The organism is Microbispora sp. ZYX-F-249 (genome assembly GCF_039649665.1).
Classification (GTDB): domain Bacteria; phylum Actinomycetota; class Actinomycetes; order Streptosporangiales; family Streptosporangiaceae; genus Microbispora; species Microbispora maris.
Genome location: NZ_JBDJAW010000011.1, coordinates 18,595 through 35,920, shown reverse-complemented (window position 1 = coordinate 35,920; position 17,326 = coordinate 18,595). Strand labels below are relative to the sequence as shown.

The following is a 17,326-nucleotide window of genomic DNA, read 5'->3' as shown; positions in this document are numbered from 1 at the left end:
GTTGCGACATCGGTGATCTGTAGGCGCTCGGCCATGGCGATCAGCATGGTGCAGACGTATCCGAGTGGTACATCGACTCGGCGGCGGACCAGTCCTCTGGCTCCGCGCAGGATCTTCGTCGGTCGGCATGACGACCACGAAATCTCCACTGCTGGCACAGGAGTCATCAAGCAGGATGAACTCGTACTCCGGACCCTTCCGATGGTTGTTCCGCATGAAGCTGCACGTCTCCGTGAGCACGGGCTCCGAAATCACCAACTGTCCCGGCCAGTTCGCCAACTGATCGACGCAGCGCGTGTGGAAGCATTTCCGGGTGACAATGTGGCGATGAGCGGGCCAGAGCCGATGAGTAACTGTCTCACGCGCTCCGCCTGATCTTTTCGATCGCCTCGATGATCTCTCTCCTGACTCGTGCGCCGGCTATGACGTCGCGGTAGGTCTTGAGAAGTCGAGTTCTTCGGTGGGACCGCGTCCAACCCAAGGGAAAGTGCTGACGAATGGCTTGGTAGTCGATCAGTTCCTGGTCGACTGTCGCGGCATCTTCGGTCATGCTGCCAGTGTAGGAAATCACGATGTGATGGCTGATTTGGTGATCTCGATGCTGTGCTGCGATACGATCTTAAGAAAGATCAACTCCGACTCTCGGGTTTGTCGCATGCTGAACGAGGGTCGAGTCACCAACCAGCTACTCGGTCGCGTGTGGGCACCAGGAGCCCGCTCGTGATCGCGGTGAGCGTGACGTGTCCGGCCTCTTCGGGTTGGCCGGCGGCGAGGGAGCGCGGGCACCAGGTCGATACGTGCGGATACGGCTCTGCATGGTCGTGGCGGGCCGTCGGTCGTCGATTGCGGACGCGTGAGCACACCTCGCGCATGTGGCTCGGACGCTGGGGGGCTGTGGGCCAGCCGGGAGCGGCCGTCCCGATCGTGGCCGAGGAGGCGGGGGCGTGCCGTACGGGCGACGGCGGCGAGCTGTGTGAGCTGAGCCGGGCCATCGCAGAGCAGGAGGCCCTTGCCGAGCAGGCGGTACCTCGGCAGGAGAACCCGCCGGGTGGGAGCGGTCCGGCTGAACCGGCGCGTACATGAGCGGTTCCCGATCGAGTTCTGTGTCGTGCTTGGGGCTGCATCTGCCGCCCGAGCAGCCCGGCTGCGGTGGCTGCCGGAGACCCATCGCACCGCGCACGCATGGGTCGTCCGACACAGCTACGACGACTGTCAAGCCGTCTCCTACGAGCTGTGCGCGGCCGATGGGTTGATGTTCATCCGGCGGACCGACCGCACGCGGTGCACTCCGAAGGTTCGTGAGACCGAGCGAATGATCACCTCCCGGGCCCACGAGATGTGGCGGGGTCTGCTGCTCGGATTTGCCCGCTGAGCCGCCCCGCCGGTGCGTACTGATAAGGCAACGCGAAGGCCGGGCACGCGATATGCCTCGGTAACCCTGGTCTGGCTTCCGGGCTCCCAGGCACTTCACGCATCGTGGTGGCCCTCAGACTTGAAGTGTTTATAGTCACCGGGGCAGGGCTGGTGCGTAGACTCGAAGGCATGACTGCCGCCCACGATCACGACTACGACGACGTGCACCACCTCGTCGAGCGGCTGACTCCAGATCAGCTGGTCGAGGTCCGGGCACACGCGCTCCGGCTGGTCAGTGGTCGCCAAACCTTCGTGCCGTGGGGCGAAGTCAGGCGCACGGCGGCCCGGCTGCCACGCATCGACTACGCCGAGTTCCGCAGCGACGTCGATGCTGTGATCGATCAGGACACCCTGCTCGGGGACGGCCAGTGAGCGACCCTCACAACCTGTTGCTGGACACCTCCGCCATTATCGATCTCGAACGACTCGACGAGTTGCACGTCGCTGACGCCCTTGGCTGTCGGCCAGGCGACCTGCGTCCGGCGATCAGTTCCATTTCGATGGCTGAGCTCGCAGCCGGTCCTCACGCGGCCAAGACCGCCGACGCACGAGCCGTTCGGCAGGCGCTGTTGCAGTGGGCGGAATCCACCTTTGATCCGATCCCTTTCGACACCGATGCCGCCCGTGCCTACGGAATCATCTACGCGCTCGTCCTGGATCTCGGCCGTCAGCCACGCAAACGGCTCGCCGATCTGTTGATCGCATCCGTCGCCGCGGCCAACGGTCTCCCTTTGGTTACTCGGAATCCGGACGACTTCGCCGGTTTGAAGACCCAGATCCAGGTGATTGCCGCCTGAAGTGGCCACCACAGGGACAGCTGCAGATGGGGAAGCACTCTTCGTGCGGATGGCTCAGCCGGCGAACGGTTCGAGAGAGTCATATCAAGGCTATCTGGCACCGATGTTGACTCCCTCGGGCACTGTTTGAGTGAGGCCGGCTATCCCGATCTCCGGGGAAGAGATCCCCTGGACCTCTTTGTCACCGACCGCTACAAGTAGACCCGACGCGGTCGCTCTCAGCAAGCACTCTGGCGATAGAAAGGTATTTTGTAAACCTGGTTCACACATGTACATGTTGATTGCCAAGTATTGAGTAGATCAGTTAGCCTCGGAGTCAACGGCTCTTGAACTGGTGAGGTGGTGGCGCGCGTCCGGGCCACCTCTCGGGAGTCACATCAAGAGCCTAAAGAGTCACGTTCGGTCGGGTAGGGGATTCCGTGGCTGATCTGGAGTACGCGCTGGTTGAGCGGCCGCTCATCGAGCAGCTCAAGGGGATGGGCTGGCGGCACCTGGAAGGGGCTTCGCCGGGAGCGTTCATCCCCATGCAGCCGTACAAGTCGGGCCGTACCTCCTTCTCGGAGGTGATCCTCGAAGACGTGCTCCGGGCCGCCGTACACAAGATCAACCTTGACTTCGAGGGACGCCCGTGGCTGGACGATGGCCGGATCTCCAGCGCGGTCAACCAGCTGACCCGGCTCCCGGCGAGCAACCTGCTGGAAGCCAACGAGAAGGCCACCGAGTTGTTGATCAACGGCCACGTCGTGGAGGGCGTGCCCGGCTGGGAGGGTGGCAAGGGCCGCCGGGTGCACTACATCGACTGGGAGCACCCGGAGAACAACGACTTCACGGTCGTCAACCAGTTCCGGGTCGACGTCCCCGGCTCCCAGGGCAACTCGATCGTGCCAGACCTGGTGCTGTTCGTGAACGGCATCCCGCTCGTCGTCATCGAGTGCAAGCAGCCCAAGGTCACCGACTTGACCGGCGCGGTAAACCAGATCCGCGACTACGCCGAACAGCGCCGCACCGACATCCGCACGGGCAACCAGAAGCTCTTCCACACCGTGCAGCTCACCGTCGTCACGAGCGGCGAGGAGGCCAAGCTCGGCACGTTCACCGCGACGGAGAAGCACTACGTGCCGTGGCGTGATCCGTACCCGCTGACCCCCAGGCAGCTCGCGGCGAGCCTGGGCAAGCCGGAGGACACGCTGAGCCGGCAGGAGATCCTGGTCGGAGCGGTGCTCGACAAGGCCAGGCTGCTCGACATCGTGCACAACTTCGTGACGTTCATAACCACCGACCGTGGCGTGAAGATCAAGGCGGCGCCGCGCTACCAGCAGTACCGGGCGGTCAGCAAGACCGTCGAGCGGCTGCTGACCGGCAAGACGCGGTTGCAGCACGGCCGGCAGGACCAGCGTGGCGGGATCATCTGGCACACCCAGGGCTCCGGCAAGAGCCTCACCATGACCTTCCTGGTGCGCAAGCTGCGCGCGACCCCGGCCCTTGCCGACACGAAGGTCGTGGTGGTCACCGATCGCACCCAACTCCAGGGGCAGCTCAGCGAGACCATGGAGCTCAGCGGTGAGCACGTGGACGTCGCCGCGAGCAGCGCCAAGGCGCAGGCGACCCTGCGCAAGCATGGTCCCGGCGTCGTCTTCGTGATGATTCAGAAGAACCAGGACGCCGGGCGCGGCGGCGACGGCATGGCCGCATCCACCCCCCTCGGGGAGCTGAACACCGACGAGTCGATCGTGGTGCTGATCGACGAGGCGCACCGCTCGCACAGCGCCACTCTCGGCGCGAACCTGCGTGAGGCGCTGCCCAACGCCGCCCGCATCGGGTTCACGGGTACGCCGATCATGACCAGGAACAGCCGGCGTAAGACCAGCGTCGACCTGTTCGGCCCGTTCATCGACAAATACCGGCTGAAGGACGCCGAGGACGACGGCGTGATCGTGCCGATCGTCTACGAGGTGCGGACGGTCCGTGGCGCCGTACGGGACGGCCGGGAGCTCGACGACATCTTCGAAGAGGACCTGGAGGGCCTGACCGAGGAGGAGCGCGAGCAGCTCCAGCGGCGCTACGCCACCAAGGGGAAGGTCTCCGCCGCCGAACAGCTCATCGCCGCCAAGGCCAAGAACATCCTGCGGCACTATGTCGAGAAGATCCTGCCCGAGCGCTTCAAGGCGCAGGTGGTCGCCGAAGACCGGGAGGCGACCGTGCGCTACCGGGAGGCGCTGCTGGCCGCGCGCGACGAGCTGGTGCAGGAGATCGAACGGCTGTCGCCCAAAATGCTGGCGACGCCGCTGGACGAGGTGGACGCGTTACGCAGGCGCGAGGCCTACCTGGTCAGGGCCTCGCGGCATCTGGACCTGCTCAAGCGGATCGACTTCGTGCCCGTCATCTCGGAAGGCAACTCCGAGCGCGAGCAGGAGCTGGCCGAGTGGACGGACCCGGCGAAGCGGAAAACCCGTATCGACGGCTTCACCCAGCCGTACGAGGAGTCGCCGATCGGGTTCGTCATCGTGCAGTCGATGCTGCTGACCGGCTTCGACGCGCCCATCGAGCAGGTGATGTACCTGGACCGGGGCCTGAAGGAGGCCGAACTCCTGCAGGCGATCGCCCGGGTCAACCGGACCTCCGACGGCAAGGACTTCGGCTACGTCGTCGACTATCACGGCGTAGCGGAGAACCTGCTCCAAGCGCTGCGCCTCTACGCCCGGGAGGACTACGACAGCGACGACGCCGCCGACGTCGAGAACGCGATGCGCGACCCGCAGGACGAGATCTGCAAGCTGGAGCCGCAGCGCGACCGGGTGCGCATGCTGTTCTCCGAGCGGGGCGCGAACGCGGACGACGTGGAGAGCTGCGTCCAGCTTCTCGCGGACGACGAGTTGCGCGACAAGTTCAACGTCGAGCTGGCCCGGTTCCTCAAGACCGTCAACGCGGTGCTGCCGGACCCGGCCGCCAAGCCGTACCTGCCGGACGGGAAGCACTTCACCGTGGTCAAGATGACCGCGAACCGCCGCTACCGGGTGGACGGCGGCGAGTTCAACCCCGCGGCGTACGGCGAGAAGATCCGCGAGTTGATCGACGACCACGTGGTATCGCTCGGCATCGAGCAGAAGCTGCCCCCGGTCGCGCTCACCGCGCCGGACTTCGCGGAGAAGGTCGAGGCGCTGCCGGGCCCGCGTGCCAAGGCGTCCGAGATGGAGCACGCGATCCGCTACCACATCTCCGTGCACGCGGGGGAGGACCCGCGCCGCTACCAACTGCTCAGCGAGCGACTGGAGAAGATCCTGGAGGAGCTCGCCACCGACATCGAGGCGCAGGTGCGTGCTTTGCAGGGGCTGCTCACCGAGATCGTGGAGGAGCGGCCGGAGAACCCGCACGGACTCAGCGACGTCGAGACGGCCCTCTACGGCGTGCTGCTCAGTGAGACCGCCACCTCCGCCGACGACGCGCAGGACACGGCCCTGGTCGACGTCACCCGGCAGGTGTACGCCTTGGCGGTCGAGACCGTCCACCGCACCGACTTCTGGAAGCCGACCAAGCGCACCGACCAGGAGAAGTTCCGCCGCCGCATCTCCGGAGTGCTGTTCGACGCCGATGTCTGCGACGAGGACGACCTCAAGAAGATCTCGAGCCAGCTCCTCGACGTGGTCAGGCACAACCGGCAGCGCATCCCCAAGCCTTGACCTGGCATGCTGATGCCCGTGAACGACTTCCCGGGCGTTCTTCGGGTCGGCGACCTCGACATCGCCGTGTCGGTGAGTCCGCGCCGTAAGACCGTGCGGCTCACCGTCGAGCGGGACGCCTCGGTCACCGCGGTCGTCCCGCCGCAGGTGTCCGAGGCCGAACTGGTGAAGGTGGTCGAGGCCAAGCGGCCCTGGCTGTACGGCAAGCTCGCCGAGCGGCGCGAGCTGGGCGAGGCCCGCCCGGCCAGGCAGTACGTCGCCGGCGAGGGCTTTCCGTACCTCGGCCGGTCGTACCGGCTGCGGATCGTGGAGCCGGGACGCGAGGTGCGCCTGATCCGCGGACGGCTGGAGCTGGGCCGGGGCGGGGGCGCGCGGGACCTGGTCCGCTGGTATCGCCGGGTCGGTGAATCGTGGCTGAAGCGGCGCATCCGGCCGTGGGCGCAGCGGATGGGCGTCGAAGTGACCGGGCTGCGGGTGCTGCCGCTCGGCTACCGCTGGGGGTCCTGCTCACCCGACGGCAAGGTCAACATTCACTGGGCGACGATGCAGCTGCCGCCGACGCTCATCGACTACGTGCTCGTGCACGAGCTGGCTCATCTGCTCCGGCATGACCACAGTGCGGAGTTCTGGCGGCTGGTGGAGCGGGTGCTGCCCGGCTACGAGGACTGCCGAGAGCGCCTGCGCCGACTCGGCCCCGACCTGTGGCTGCCGGAGGAAGGACGCTGACCAGGCGGAGCGGCGAGGGAGTGAATTCAAGCGATGGAGACCCCTCATCCTGTCCGGCCATCGCCCGTGAAGCGGCTACTCCGGCATATCCCCTGAGGGTTCTCCCTCAGCGGCGGGTTCTGGTGACGGCCTCGCCGAAGTGCCGGCAGTTGAACCAGGCGACGCTCTCGGCGTCCCATCCGTGCAGGACGAAGCTCGCGGACCCTTCCTCGACCGGGACGCCCTGCGCGGTCAGGAGCCCGCGGAAGGTGAGATGCACAGCGTCGTATTCGCGGGCGAGGGCACCCCAATCCATAAAATGCCGACCGCCGTCACGTCTGGCGTATCTGCCCACCAACGACCAGACATCGGCAGGACCGTCGATCGTGAAGATCCTCACGTTCTGCGGCTCGAAAGGAAGACAGTATTCGGTCAGTTCGGCGGGGTCGACGGGAACATAGGAACTCTCGATGGCCGCTTGCCAGGAGCTGCGCTCCCGGTCGACCAGTGACGACGTCCAGAAGACACCTTGAGGCTTCACGACGACACGGCCAGTCGCGGGCTGCGGAGGCGCTCCCGTATATGCCCGAGGCGTTCGAGCTACGTGAAGGTCACCGAAATGAATCTGCGGTGAAGACGTGACAGCAAGGCGGCGTGCGAGCGGATGCGACTCCAGGACCTCCGCGACGAGGCGGACCGCGTCGAGCGTGCACCGCTCACCGTCGAACACCTCTTCCGGCGTGTCGTCGCCCTCAGACAGTCTCAGCGCCGCCAGAACGCACATCTTGTACAGGTCCCAGAAGTCGCGGGACCTGTGCCACTCATCGGCCCACTGCACCCAGTAGGCCGCATTGCGGCCGACCGGTGACCGCAGAAGTTCTGCGAGCGTCTCTTCCACTCACACTGCCTTACCCAGGGAGCACAACCAGGTAGCGTTCACGCTTCCCCTGTCAGGGTAGTTCTTGTGGCGTTGCCCGGGAGGAACGTCCCACAGTGCTTGAACGGTGAAATTGCGGGCTTCATCGCGGGTGAAGAAGCCCGCGGGCAGATTCACAGCGACCAATCCGTCCCTGTGCCGCCGGTAGGAACAGGCGAAGCGTTCCTTCACTCCACACCTCCAGCGCAGTTCTTCACGAATCCCCTCGGGCTGGTCACAGCCTTCCGGAAGGATCTGATCTCTATCCACGCGGGGGGCACCGGAGTCGTGAGGTGGAGAATGAAAGGCGCCCCCGCCGTGGCACTCGCCGGCCAGGCAGGAGACGTGGGCGGAGAGCTTCCCGGGCCGCCGTCGATGACGAACCAGTCGGCGTGGAAAAGAGGCAGAACCACTCCGTTGACATCGGCACGAGGAGCGGAGTCGATGCTGGTCCCCCTCACCTTGTGTCGCCAGTCATCCCAGGGATTCCCCGCCACATCATCCCGGAGTCCGCAGCCTGCCAGCGTCGCCGAGACCGCGAGAAGAAGAGCGAGGCGACGAGCGAAGGACGCCATCCGTCAGCCACCTTTGCGTGAGCGCCGGGCGGCGGAGATTCTCCGCCGCCCGTGAATCCTTGCATCACTTATCGGGATTCGCCGCCGACACGGGGGTCAGCAGGTGATGTCTCGTTCAGCGCTGTCCATGCTGCCTCCGAATTTCGCCCCGCTCGCCGAGTCGTAGTAGCCGCTGCCGTGCCCCATGTACGTCCCGTCCGTACAGGTATTGGCGCTGTTGGTGCTCACGTATGATTTGCCGAAAACCGTTTTGTCTCCGCGGGGTCCATACTGTGTCCAGGCCCAGAAATCGTCCTTGAGCAGCGGCTCTCACATCTTGAGGCGGTCGAGTGGCCCGGAATGTAATCGCGGCACGTGATTTCCGTCGGTATCCGTGCGAACACATCTCGTCGAGGGGGTGGCTCCGGCGGTCCGGCCACCCCGGCCGATTCGCCGAACCCGGCGCGGTCCCGCGCCGGGTCACCTTGATGACGAGGATCGTCTGAATCGGCAGCGCTCAGCGCGCGGCCCTTCCGCCATGTTGCGGCCGCCTCCCGAGTAGAGTCCTGGCGTTGATCTCCCCGTCGCATGCGGAGGCGTGGTGCCTGACCGTACGGTGATACTCGGTCGGTACGAGCTGGACCCCGTGCACCTCGGCAGGGGTGCCATGGGAACGGTGTGGGGTGGCCACGACAAGGTCCTCGACCGGCGCGTGGCGATCAAGCTCATTCGCTTCCCCGACGATCGGCCCGACCCCGAGATGGAGCGCCGCTTCGACCGCGAAGCCCAGGTCATGGCTCAGCTGAACCATCCGGGCGCGCCCACGATCTACGACCTCGGCGCGTTCGACGATCCGGTCATCGGGCGTCGGCTCTTCCTCGTGATGGAGTTCGTCGAGGGTGTCACGCTCGAGGACGTCATCGCGGAACACGGACCGTTACCCGTCGGATGGGCCGCCGCAGTAGGCGCCCAGATCGCCGCCGTGCTCAATGCCGCCCACGATCGGGGCATCCTGCACCGGGATCTGAAGCCGTCCAATCTCATGGTCCGTCGCGACGGCACGGTGAAGGTCCTCGACTTCGGTCTCGCCATGCTGCACAAGCCCGAGGTGTCCAGACTCACGCAGACGGGCCAGATCCTCGGCACCGTGTCGTACAGCCCGCCCGAGCAGATACGTGCGGGTGCCGTGACGCCCCAGAGCGATCTGTACGCGCTCGGGTGCGTCCTGCACGAACTCCTCACCGGCGAGCCGGTGTTCACCGGGCCCACCGAGTTCAGCGTCCAGGAGCAGCACATCAGGGCCGCACCTCCGGCGGTGCGCTCGTTCCGGTCCGACGTGCCCCGAGAACTCGATGGGATCCTCGCCTCCCTGCTCGCCAAACGCGCCGAGGATCGCCCTGTGAGCGCGGCTGCGGTGCACGACCAGTTGATGCCGTACGTGACCGGGGTGGGCCATCTGCCCGGAGTCACGGCCGACAAGCCGAGTGCCGTGCGGATGTACGCCCACGCGGTCAGCCGCATCCTGATCTCCTCTGCCGAGGCGGCGGCCCCGGCCGGCTTGGAGGAGAACTTGCGCGAGCACAGCGAGCTGAGTAGGAAGGACCTCGAACGAGCTCACCACAAGGCGATGTCCCTGCTTCTGCAGTCGCGGTACGAGGAGGTGGCCGCACTGCTCGCCTCGGTGGCCGAGTTGGCCGGCGGAATCTTCGGTGCCGACGACCCCGAGGTGCTGGATCTCCGGACACAGCTGGCGAATGCGCTCTTCGAAGGCGGTGATTACCTGCGCGCCGCTGCCGCTTACAACCGGCTCGCTCCCGACCTGGCCCGGCGTTACGGGCCCGACGACGAGCGGACGTTCCGGTGCCGCATGCAGGAGGCCATGTGCCAGGCGCACCTGAACGACCCCGAGCTGGCCCTTCGTCTCCTGCGTGACCTGCTCGCGGACCAACAGCGTGCCTATCCACCCGGCGACCAGCGGACGCTGGAGCTGCGCCGTCAGATCGGCGAGATGGAAAGGCGGTCCGGCGACCTCGCCGGTGCCCATCTCACGTTCGCCGAGTTGTACGACGAGCTGTCCCGTCGCTTCGGCCGAGACCACCCGGCGACCGCACGAGTGGGGGAGAGCCTCGCGGCGCTGGAGATCTGAAGCCGTCGGTGTGTGGATTTGGCGGACAAATCCGGGGACTTCGCGGAAAATGTGGAGCGCTGCGGCCGTACCGGTCGCGGCTGCCGCGGACCACGGACGGCGCAGTGGGGTGAGGGCCACTGCGAGAGGGTGTCGCCGCCGGCCCGGAACCGGCGCGGGGCGCCCGTGAGCGCGAAGTGTGTGGCGGTCGTGCTGACTTGGCGTAAATCGAGGAAGACCCCCGCGCCCGTACGGGAACGCGGGGAGGAGGTCGACAGACGGGAGGCGGAGGACTTCATCCGGCTCCACCATGCGGAGAACCCGCCGGCGGGCCCGGTGGAGCAGCGGCTCCGGGAGGTCTTCGCGGAGATCGACCAGACGGGGACCTACACGCACACCACGGGCGAGCTGACCTTCGGCGCGCGGGTGGCGTGGCGCAACAGCAACAGGTGCATCGGGCGCCTCTACTGGCGGTCGCTGCAGGTCCGTGACCGCCGGCACGTGGACACCGCGGACGGCGTGGCCGAGGAGTGCGTCGAGCACCTCAGGGCGGCCACGGGGAAGGGCAGGATCCGTCCCACCATCACGGTGTGCGCCCCCGACCGGCCGGGGGAGCAGGCGCCGCGGATCCTCAACGACCAGCTCATCCGGTACGCCGGGTACGTCCGCGAGGACGGCTCGGTCCTCGGCGATCCGGCCAACGCGCGGATCACCACGCGGGCCCTGCGCATGGGCTGGCGGGGGGACGGCACGAGGTTCGACGTCCTGCCGCTGGTCGTCGAGGCCAAGGGCGCCCTGGTCCTGCGGGAGGTGCCGCGCGACGCGGTCCTGGAGGTGCCGCTCCGGCATCCGGTCTTCCCGTGGTTCGCCGACCTGGGACTGCGATGGCACGCCGTGCCGGCGATCGCGAACATGTCGCTGGAGATCGGCGGCGTCTCCTACCCGTGCGCGCCGTTCAACGGCTGGTACATGGGCACCGAGATCGGCGCGCGCAACCTGGCCGACCGGGACCGTTACGACCAGCTCCCCGTGGTCGCCGGGCAGCTGGGCCTCGACACCTCCCACGACCGGACGCTCTGGCGCGACCAGGCCCTGGTGGAGCTCAACGTCGCCGTGCTGCACTCCTTCGCGGAGGACGGTGTCACGATCACCGATCACCACACCGAGGCGCGGCGGTTCATGACCCATCTGGAGCGGGAGGAGCGCAGCGGGCGCGTCTGCCCCGCCGACTGGTCCTGGATCGTGCCGCCCCTGTCCGGCGCCGCGACGCCGGTCTTCCACCGCTACTACGACGACGTACGGCTCACGCCGGCCTACGTCCACCGCCCTCCGCTGGTGTAGAACGTGTAGAACTATGTTCGGGCGAAGGAGGGGTGTGGCGATGGTGGTGCTGTCCGAGGACGACGGCGGTGTGCGGATCCTGACGTTCAACCGGCCCGAACGGCTGAACGCCTGGACGGCCGAGATGGGACGGCGCTACTTCGACCTGCTGGAGGAGGCCGACCGCGACCCGTCCGTACGGGCGGTCGTGGTGACCGGCGCGGGGAAGGGCTTCTGCGCCGGGGCCGACTTCGCCGACCTCACGGCCCTGCAGGCGGGGACCTACGCCGACGAGCAGGACCCTCGGCCCAACACCTTTCCGACCACCCTGCGGACGCCCGTCGTCGCCGCGGTCAACGGCGCGTGCGCCGGTCTGGGAATGGTCCACGCGCTCGTGTGCGACGTGGTCGTCACCGCCGAGGAGGCCAAGTGGACGACCGCGTTCTCGCGGCGCGGGCTCGTCGCCGAGTACGGCCTCGGCTGGATCCTGCCCCGGCTGGCCGGCCAGGCGCGGGCGATGGACCTGCTGCTGTCCGGCCGGGTCTTCACCGGCGCCGAGGCCTGCGGCATGGGCCTCGCCGTACGGGCGGTGCCGGGGGAGCGGCTGCTCGCCGAGGCCGTCGCGTACGCGAAGGAGCTGGCCGCCCAGTGCTCGCCCGCGTCGATGGCCGTGATCAAGCGGCAGATATGGGGCGGCTGGCAGTCGGGGCTCGACGAGGCCAGGGACGAGGCCGTACGGCTGATGATGGAGTCGTTCCGGCGGCCGGACTTCGCCGAGGGAGTGGCGAGCTTCCTCGAACGCCGGCCGCCGGACTTCCCGCCTCTTGGGTGAGACCTCAGCGGACGCGGTGCGCGCCCGGGGCGGGGGTGGCCGGCAGGAACGTCGGCGCGGCCCAGCCGCGCTCGGCGTAGGCATGCTCCACGGTGGCGCGGACCCGGTCCACCCGGTCGTCGGCGACGAGCGCGATGGCCGAGCCGCCGAAGCCGCCGCCGGTCATCCGCGCCCCCCGTGCGCCGCCCTTGACCGCGGCCTCCACTGCCACGTCCAGTTCCGGGCAGGAGACCTCGTACTGGTCCCGCAGGGACAGGTGGGAGGCGTTGAGCAGGGCGCCGATCTCCGGTACGGCTTTCGCCCGCAGCAGCCCGATGACGGCCTCCACCCGGTGGTTCTCGGTGACGACGTGCTGGGTGCGCGCCCGCTCGTCGCCGCTCAGCCGCGACAGGGCCGCGGCGAGGTCGGTGACGTCCCGCAGCGACGGGACGCCGAGGCGCTTGGCCGCGTTCTCGCAGTCCTGACGCCGCCTGGCGTACTGCCCGTCGGCCAGTTCGTGGTGGACGCCGGTGTTGATGATGAGGATCTGCAACCCGTACGCCGACAGGTCGAACGGCACGGCGCGGCCGGCCAGCGAGCGGCAGTCGAGGAACAGCGCGTGCCCCTCCTTGCTCAGTGCGGAGGCCGCCTGGTCCATGATCCCGCAGGGCATGCCGACGAACTCGTTCTCGGCCTTCTGGCACAGCCTGGCCAGCTCCATCGGCTCCAGGCCCAGGCCGTACAGGTCGTCGAGGGCGAGCCCGACCGAGACCTCCAGCGCGGCGCTGGAGGACAGCCCGGCGCCCTTGGGCACGTCGCCGTCGATCACGATGTCGGCGCCGCGCACCGGGAGTCCGGCGCCGCGCATTATGGCGACGACGCCGGTGGGGTAGCGGGCCCAGCCCGCGGCCCGGTCGAGGTCCGCCAGCACCTGCTCCTCACCGGGGGCCTGGAGGGAGGCGATCCGCACCGTGTGGTCGTCGCGGGGACTGACGGCGGCCGTCACGCCCCACGGCACCGCGAACGGCAGGACGAAGCCGTCGTTGTAGTCGGTGTGCTCGCCGATCAGGTTGACCCTGCCGGGCGCGTGCCAGACTCCGGCGGGTTCGCCGCCGTACGCCTGCCGGAAAGCATCAACAACGCGCATAGTCGCACACTCCTCAACATCGCAGCCTCCCCGTAGGGTAGCGGCCCCGTGCCGCGGACGTGCCGGGGCCCGGCCCGGGTAGCCCGGGCCGGGCCCCTGGTCCGGCCACGCCGATCTCACATGGCGGGTACGGTGGCGCGCTCGTCAGGGACGCAGTGCGTCATCTTGAGGCCCGAGACGTCGCGCGGGCCGTTCTTGCCGAGGCCCGCCAGGCGCTCCCTGTCCTCGTCGGTCAGGTCCTGGCTGGCCAGCGGCTCCAGGTGCTTGACGTCGTCGGGCGTGATGCCGAGCCCCTCGCCGACGCGCAGCCCGAGGTCGTCCTCGACCAGCAGCAGGTGCCAGACCATGCGCTCCTGGATGGGCCGGTCGCACTGCGACAGCATGGTGGTCATGTTCTCCACCAGGTCGTCACGCTCCCACTGCTCCATCAGCAGGTAGCGCTGGCCGGCCTGCTTGTAGTCGTTGGTCCGCGGGATCCGCTTGCGGGTGAGCCTGCCGACGATCTCCGGGCCCTGCTCGTCGTGCGTCGGGAACTGGCCCTCGCGCAGCCCGCCGTTGATCGACGGCTCGTAGTTGACGTGCGGGTTCTCGCCTCCCTGGTCCTGGTGGTAGGTCATGAGGCCGTCGCGCTGGTTGGTGCGCACGTTGGCGTTCTTGGCCTGGTTGACCGGCAGCTGCAGGTAGTTCGGCCCGACGCGGTAGCGCTGGGTGTCGCTGTAGGAGAACGTCCTGCCCACCAGCATCTTGTCGTCGGAGAAGTCGAGCCCGTCGACGAGGACGCCGGTGCCGAAGGAGATCTGCTCGTTTTCCGCGAAGTTGTTGCTCACGGTGCGGTCGAGGACCATGCGGCCCACCGGCTTGGCCGGGAAGAGCTCCTCGGGCCAGACCTTGGTGTCGTCCAGCGGGTCGAAGTCCAGCTCGGGGTGGTCGTCGTCGCTCATCATCTGGACGAGCAGCTCCCACTCCGGGTAGTCGCCGCGCTGGATGGCCTCGTACAGGTCCTTGGTCGCGTGCCCGAGCTCGTGGGCCTGGATGCGGGCGGCGTCCTCGGCCGTCATGCTCCTGACCCCCTGCTTGGGCATCCAGTGGTACTTCACGAGGACGGTGTCGCCCTGCGCGTTCACCCACTTGTAGGTGTTGACCCCGAAGCCCTGCATGTGCCGGTAGTCCGCCGGGATGCCGCGCGGGCTGAACAGGTTGACGAGCATGTGCATGCTCTCGGGCGTCTGCGACATGAAGTCGAAGATCCGGTTCGGCTCCTGCCGGAACGTCACCGGGTCCGGCTTCAGCGCGTGGATCACGTCCGGGAACTTGATGGCGTCGCGGATGAAGAACACCGCGAGGTTGTTGCCGACGAGGTCCCAGTTGCCGTCCTCGGTGTAGAACTTCACCGCGAAGCCGCGCGGGTCGCGGGCGCACTCGGACGAGTCGCGCCCCCCGATCACGGTAGAGAACCGGATGGCCAGGTCGGTGCGCTTGCCGGCCTCCTGGAAGAGCTTCGCCCTGGTGAACCGGGCGATCGGCTCGTCCCCCCATTTGCCGTACGCCTCGAAGAAGCCGAAGGCGGTCGTGCCGCGAGCGTGGACCACCCGCTCGGGAATGCGCTCCCGGTCGAAGTGACTGATCTTCTCCAGGAACTGGTAGTTCTCGAGAGTGGCCGGGCCTCGCGCGCCGACCGTCCGCTGGTTCTGGTTGTCGTAGACCGGGTGCCCTTGACGGTTGGTCAGCACCGGACGCTCGTCTCCGGGCTCCGGTCCCCTGCTCGACACGTCCGTCATGGGACGGCTCCTCTCGTTATTTGATCGCGTTTGAACTGTTAGTCCACTTCAAGACCCCCCTATCCGGTTTCCGTCGGGGTATGCGTCCCGGCGCCCTCAGGTGAGGAGATCCTGGAACGCCCGGAGCACGTTCGTCATGGCCGTCGACGTAGGTTCCGGCGGTGGTCACGGCCCATCCCGCGCACCGCCGGAACCTCGGTGGGAGTGCCCTACCTCACCCCGTGGGGGCCGCCTTCCGCGGTTCGCCGCGGTAGGTGCCAAACGACCAGAGGTTGCCCTCCGGATCGCGGACGACGAAGTCGCGGGAGCCGTAGTCGGTGTCGTACGGCTCCTTGACGACCCGCGCCCCCGCGGCGGTCGCCCGGGCGAACAGCGCGTCCGGGTCGTCGGTCACGGCATAGGCGCCGAAGGAGCCGGGGGTGAGGTTCCACTTGTCGTCCGGGGTGTCGCGGACGCTGCCCAGCATGATCCCGCCGCCTGCCGGCCAGGAGAGCTGGGCATGGTCGACGTGGTCGCCCTCGCCGTACACGGCGGTCTCCTCGAAGCCGAACGCCTCGACGAGGAAGGCGATCAGGGCGCGTGCGTCCCCGGCCCGCAGCGTGGGCCATACCTGAGGTGCTGGTGTCGTGTCGTTCATGCCACCGAGTCTGGCGACCCGTCCTGCGTCCCGGCTTGGACGTTTCGGAACAGCTCGCCTCCGTGGCCGCCCTCCTCGGCCAGCCACCGGCTGGGGGAGCACCCGGCGAAGGCGCCGAACTCGCGGGCGAGATGCGCCTGGTCGTAGAACCCGCACTCGGCCGCCGCGTCGGCCAGCGTGAGCCGCCGCCCGGACACCGCCGCGTGCTGCAGCAGGCGCCGGGCCCGGTCGAACCGCACGACCCGTGCCGCCTCCTTGGGGGACAGGCCGATCTCCTCGCGGAACCGGCCGTTGAGGTGCCTGGTGCTCCAGCCCACCTCGCGGGCGAGGCCGGACACGGTGACCCGCCCGCCGGTGGCCAGCATCCGCCGCCACGCCCGCGCCACCTCGGCCGGTTGGGCTCGCATGGAGCGAGCGCGCCGGGACAGGACCGCGTCGAGGACCGCGAAGCGCTCGTCCCAGCCGGGCGCCTCCAGCAGGCGCTCGCGGAGCTCGGCCGCCGGCCGGCCGAGCACCTCGGCGCCGTCCAGGTCGAGCCCGGACAACTCCCCGGCGGGCAGCCCGAGCAGGGCCCGCGCGCCGAGCGGCGTCAGCGCGAGCTGCACGCCCGACTGCCGGCCGTCGTGCGTGATCAGCGCGGGGGCGGTGTGCAGCCCGCCGACCAGCGTGTCGTACGACCCCGGCGGGGTGCGCGGGTCGGGGTGCGCCGCGACGACGAGCGGATCGTCGAGCGTGACGATCATCGTCAGGTACGGCGAGGGCAGGCCGCGATGCGTGGCCGGCGGGACTCCGGCCTCGCGGTAGGCGCTGTACCACCCGACCAGCGACCGCAGCGCCGGAGCGGGCCGCCGATGGAAGAAGGTGTTCTCTTCGTGCTCGCCGGTCTCCGCCGCCCGCCGATCCCGAACCGCCATCACCCGCTCCTCCTTCCCGCGTTCCAGTCTCCATCACGGAGAGCCGCCGCGGCCATCGTGCTGGGGACGACGGCCGGGCGCATGCGGTGAGACCGGGCGGAGCGGGCAGGCTGGGAGCCGGGAGCGCGCTGAGGCCGGGCGGGAGCCGGGAGTGCGGTGGGGCCGGGGGAGCCGGGAGCGCGGACCGCGCCGCCGCGCGGCCCGGATGCCCTCAGCCGCCGGTCAGGCGGCTCCCTCGGCTCCCTCGATTCCTTCGGCGTCGAGGTCGCGGGACAGCAGGTCCGCGAGGGTCGTCAGGGCCTCCTCGGCCCCCGGCCCGTCCGCCTCCAGGGTGACCTCGGCGCCGTGCCCGGCCCCGAGGGTCAGCACGCCCAGCATGCTGTTGGCGGGGACGGCCTTGCCGTCGCCCACGCGGATGCGCACGGGCACGGCCTGCCGCGCCGCCGTCTCGACGAAGATCTTGGCGGGGCGGGCGTGCAGGCCGGAGCGCGAGGCGACCGCCACTGTCCTTTCCGGCATCGCTTACCTCTCA

Annotated in this window: 15 protein-coding genes; 7 read left to right on the top strand and 8 right to left on the bottom strand. The window is 68.5% G+C overall.

Going from position 1 to position 17,326, the window contains the following annotated elements; translation table 11 throughout:
* Positions 1-358: 358 nt before the first annotated feature.
* Positions 359-550, bottom strand: coding sequence for a hypothetical protein (locus tag AAH991_RS15395; RefSeq protein ID WP_346226492.1), 192 nt, complete (start codon positions 548-550; stop codon positions 359-361).
* A 992-nt stretch (positions 551-1,542) separates the two neighbouring features.
* Here AAH991_RS15395 and AAH991_RS15390 point away from each other — a divergent pair.
* The 4 genes from AAH991_RS15390 to AAH991_RS15375 all read left to right on the top strand — a co-directional run bounded on the left by AAH991_RS15390 (position 1,543) and on the right by AAH991_RS15375 (position 6,613).
* Complete coding sequence (locus AAH991_RS15390; RefSeq protein ID WP_346226491.1) at positions 1,543-1,785, top strand: hypothetical protein; 243 nt, start codon at positions 1,543-1,545, stop codon at positions 1,783-1,785.
* The gene (locus AAH991_RS15385; RefSeq protein WP_346226490.1) at positions 1,782-2,210 is read left to right on the top strand and encodes a type II toxin-antitoxin system VapC family toxin; all 429 of its coding nucleotides are present in this window, start codon (positions 1,782-1,784) and stop codon (positions 2,208-2,210) included. Before AAH991_RS15390 ends, AAH991_RS15385 begins: the two co-directional genes overlap by 4 nt.
* A 419-nt stretch (positions 2,211-2,629) precedes the next feature.
* Positions 2,630-5,887 carry a type I restriction endonuclease subunit R gene (locus AAH991_RS15380; protein ID WP_346226489.1) on the top strand — a complete coding sequence of 1,086 codons (3,258 nt, stop codon included), beginning with the start codon at positions 2,630-2,632 and terminating at the stop codon, positions 5,885-5,887.
* 18 nt (positions 5,888-5,905) lie between these two features.
* The gene (locus AAH991_RS15375; protein WP_346226488.1) at positions 5,906-6,613 is read left to right on the top strand and encodes a M48 family metallopeptidase; all 708 of its coding nucleotides are present in this window, start codon (positions 5,906-5,908) and stop codon (positions 6,611-6,613) included.
* Positions 6,614-6,719: 106 nt separating this feature from the next.
* Here the strand turns inward: AAH991_RS15375 and AAH991_RS15370 are convergent, their stop codons facing one another.
* Both AAH991_RS15370 and AAH991_RS15365 read right to left on the bottom strand, forming a co-directional pair.
* Entirely contained in the window at positions 6,720-7,490 is a 771-nt protein-coding gene (locus AAH991_RS15370) for a hypothetical protein (protein ID WP_346226487.1), read from the bottom strand.
* Positions 7,491-7,696: 206 nt separating this feature from the next.
* A complete protein-coding gene (locus AAH991_RS15365) occupies positions 7,697-8,083 on the bottom strand; it encodes a hypothetical protein (protein ID WP_346226486.1) in 387 nt (128 codons plus the stop codon).
* 580 nt (positions 8,084-8,663) lie between these two features.
* On the opposite strand from AAH991_RS15365, the gene AAH991_RS15360 reads away from it, so the two are divergent.
* The 3 genes from AAH991_RS15360 to AAH991_RS15350 all read left to right on the top strand — a co-directional run bounded on the left by AAH991_RS15360 (position 8,664) and on the right by AAH991_RS15350 (position 12,339).
* Positions 8,664-10,208: a serine/threonine-protein kinase gene (locus tag AAH991_RS15360; RefSeq protein ID WP_346226485.1), complete on the top strand. Its 1,545-nt coding sequence runs from the start codon at positions 8,664-8,666 to the stop codon at positions 10,206-10,208.
* A gap of 165 nt (positions 10,209-10,373) precedes the next feature.
* On the top strand, positions 10,374-11,528 hold the full coding sequence (locus tag AAH991_RS15355) for a nitric oxide synthase oxygenase (protein ID WP_346226484.1): 1,155 nt from the start codon (positions 10,374-10,376) through the stop codon (positions 11,526-11,528).
* Positions 11,529-11,568: 40 nt separating this feature from the next.
* Entirely contained in the window at positions 11,569-12,339 is a 771-nt protein-coding gene (locus tag AAH991_RS15350; RefSeq protein WP_346226644.1) for an enoyl-CoA hydratase-related protein, read from the top strand.
* Between the two features lie 4 nt (positions 12,340-12,343).
* On the opposite strand, the gene galK is transcribed toward AAH991_RS15350, so the two are convergent.
* From galK to AAH991_RS15325, 5 genes are all read right to left on the bottom strand, one after another.
* Positions 12,344-13,465 carry a galactokinase gene (gene galK / locus AAH991_RS15345; protein ID WP_346226483.1) on the bottom strand — a complete coding sequence of 374 codons (1,122 nt, stop codon included), beginning with the start codon at positions 13,463-13,465 and terminating at the stop codon, positions 12,344-12,346.
* A 116-nt stretch (positions 13,466-13,581) separates the two neighbouring features.
* Positions 13,582-15,243, bottom strand: a complete 1,662-nt coding sequence (locus AAH991_RS15340; protein WP_346226482.1) for a catalase — start codon at positions 15,241-15,243, stop codon at positions 13,582-13,584.
* A gap of 214 nt (positions 15,244-15,457) precedes the next feature.
* Entirely contained in the window at positions 15,458-15,880 is a 423-nt protein-coding gene (locus tag AAH991_RS15335) for a VOC family protein (RefSeq protein WP_346226481.1), read from the bottom strand.
* On the bottom strand, positions 15,877-16,794 hold the full coding sequence (locus AAH991_RS15330) for a helix-turn-helix domain-containing protein (RefSeq protein WP_346226480.1): 918 nt from the start codon (positions 16,792-16,794) through the stop codon (positions 15,877-15,879). Before AAH991_RS15330 ends, AAH991_RS15335 begins: the two co-directional genes overlap by 4 nt.
* A 222-nt stretch (positions 16,795-17,016) precedes the next feature.
* Positions 17,017-17,313, bottom strand: a complete 297-nt coding sequence (locus tag AAH991_RS15325) for an HPr family phosphocarrier protein (protein WP_346226479.1) — start codon at positions 17,311-17,313, stop codon at positions 17,017-17,019.
* Positions 17,314-17,326: the final 13 nt, after the last annotated feature.

What these genes read in the sequence shown, in the direction of transcription:
- AAH991_RS15395 (WP_346226492.1), bottom strand. Translation starts at nt 550, where the DNA reads ATGACCGAAGATGCCGCGACAGTCGACCAGGAACTGATCGACTACCAA.
- AAH991_RS15390 (WP_346226491.1), top strand. Translation starts at nt 1,543, where the DNA reads ATGACTGCCGCCCACGATCACGACTACGACGACGTGCACCACCTCGTC.
- AAH991_RS15365 (WP_346226486.1), bottom strand. Translation starts at nt 8,083, where the DNA reads ATGGCGTCCTTCGCTCGTCGCCTCGCTCTTCTTCTCGCGGTCTCGGCG.
- AAH991_RS15350 (WP_346226644.1), top strand. Translation starts at nt 11,569, where the DNA reads ATGGTGGTGCTGTCCGAGGACGACGGCGGTGTGCGGATCCTGACGTTC.
- galK (WP_346226483.1), bottom strand. Translation starts at nt 13,465, where the DNA reads ATGCGCGTTGTTGATGCTTTCCGGCAGGCGTACGGCGGCGAACCCGCC.
- AAH991_RS15340 (WP_346226482.1), bottom strand. Translation starts at nt 15,243, where the DNA reads ATGACGGACGTGTCGAGCAGGGGACCGGAGCCCGGAGACGAGCGTCCG.
- AAH991_RS15335 (WP_346226481.1), bottom strand. Translation starts at nt 15,880, where the DNA reads ATGAACGACACGACACCAGCACCTCAGGTATGGCCCACGCTGCGGGCC.
- AAH991_RS15330 (WP_346226480.1), bottom strand. Translation starts at nt 16,794, where the DNA reads ATGGCGGTTCGGGATCGGCGGGCGGCGGAGACCGGCGAGCACGAAGAG.
- AAH991_RS15325 (WP_346226479.1), bottom strand. Translation starts at nt 17,313, where the DNA reads ATGCCGGAAAGGACAGTGGCGGTCGCCTCGCGCTCCGGCCTGCACGCC.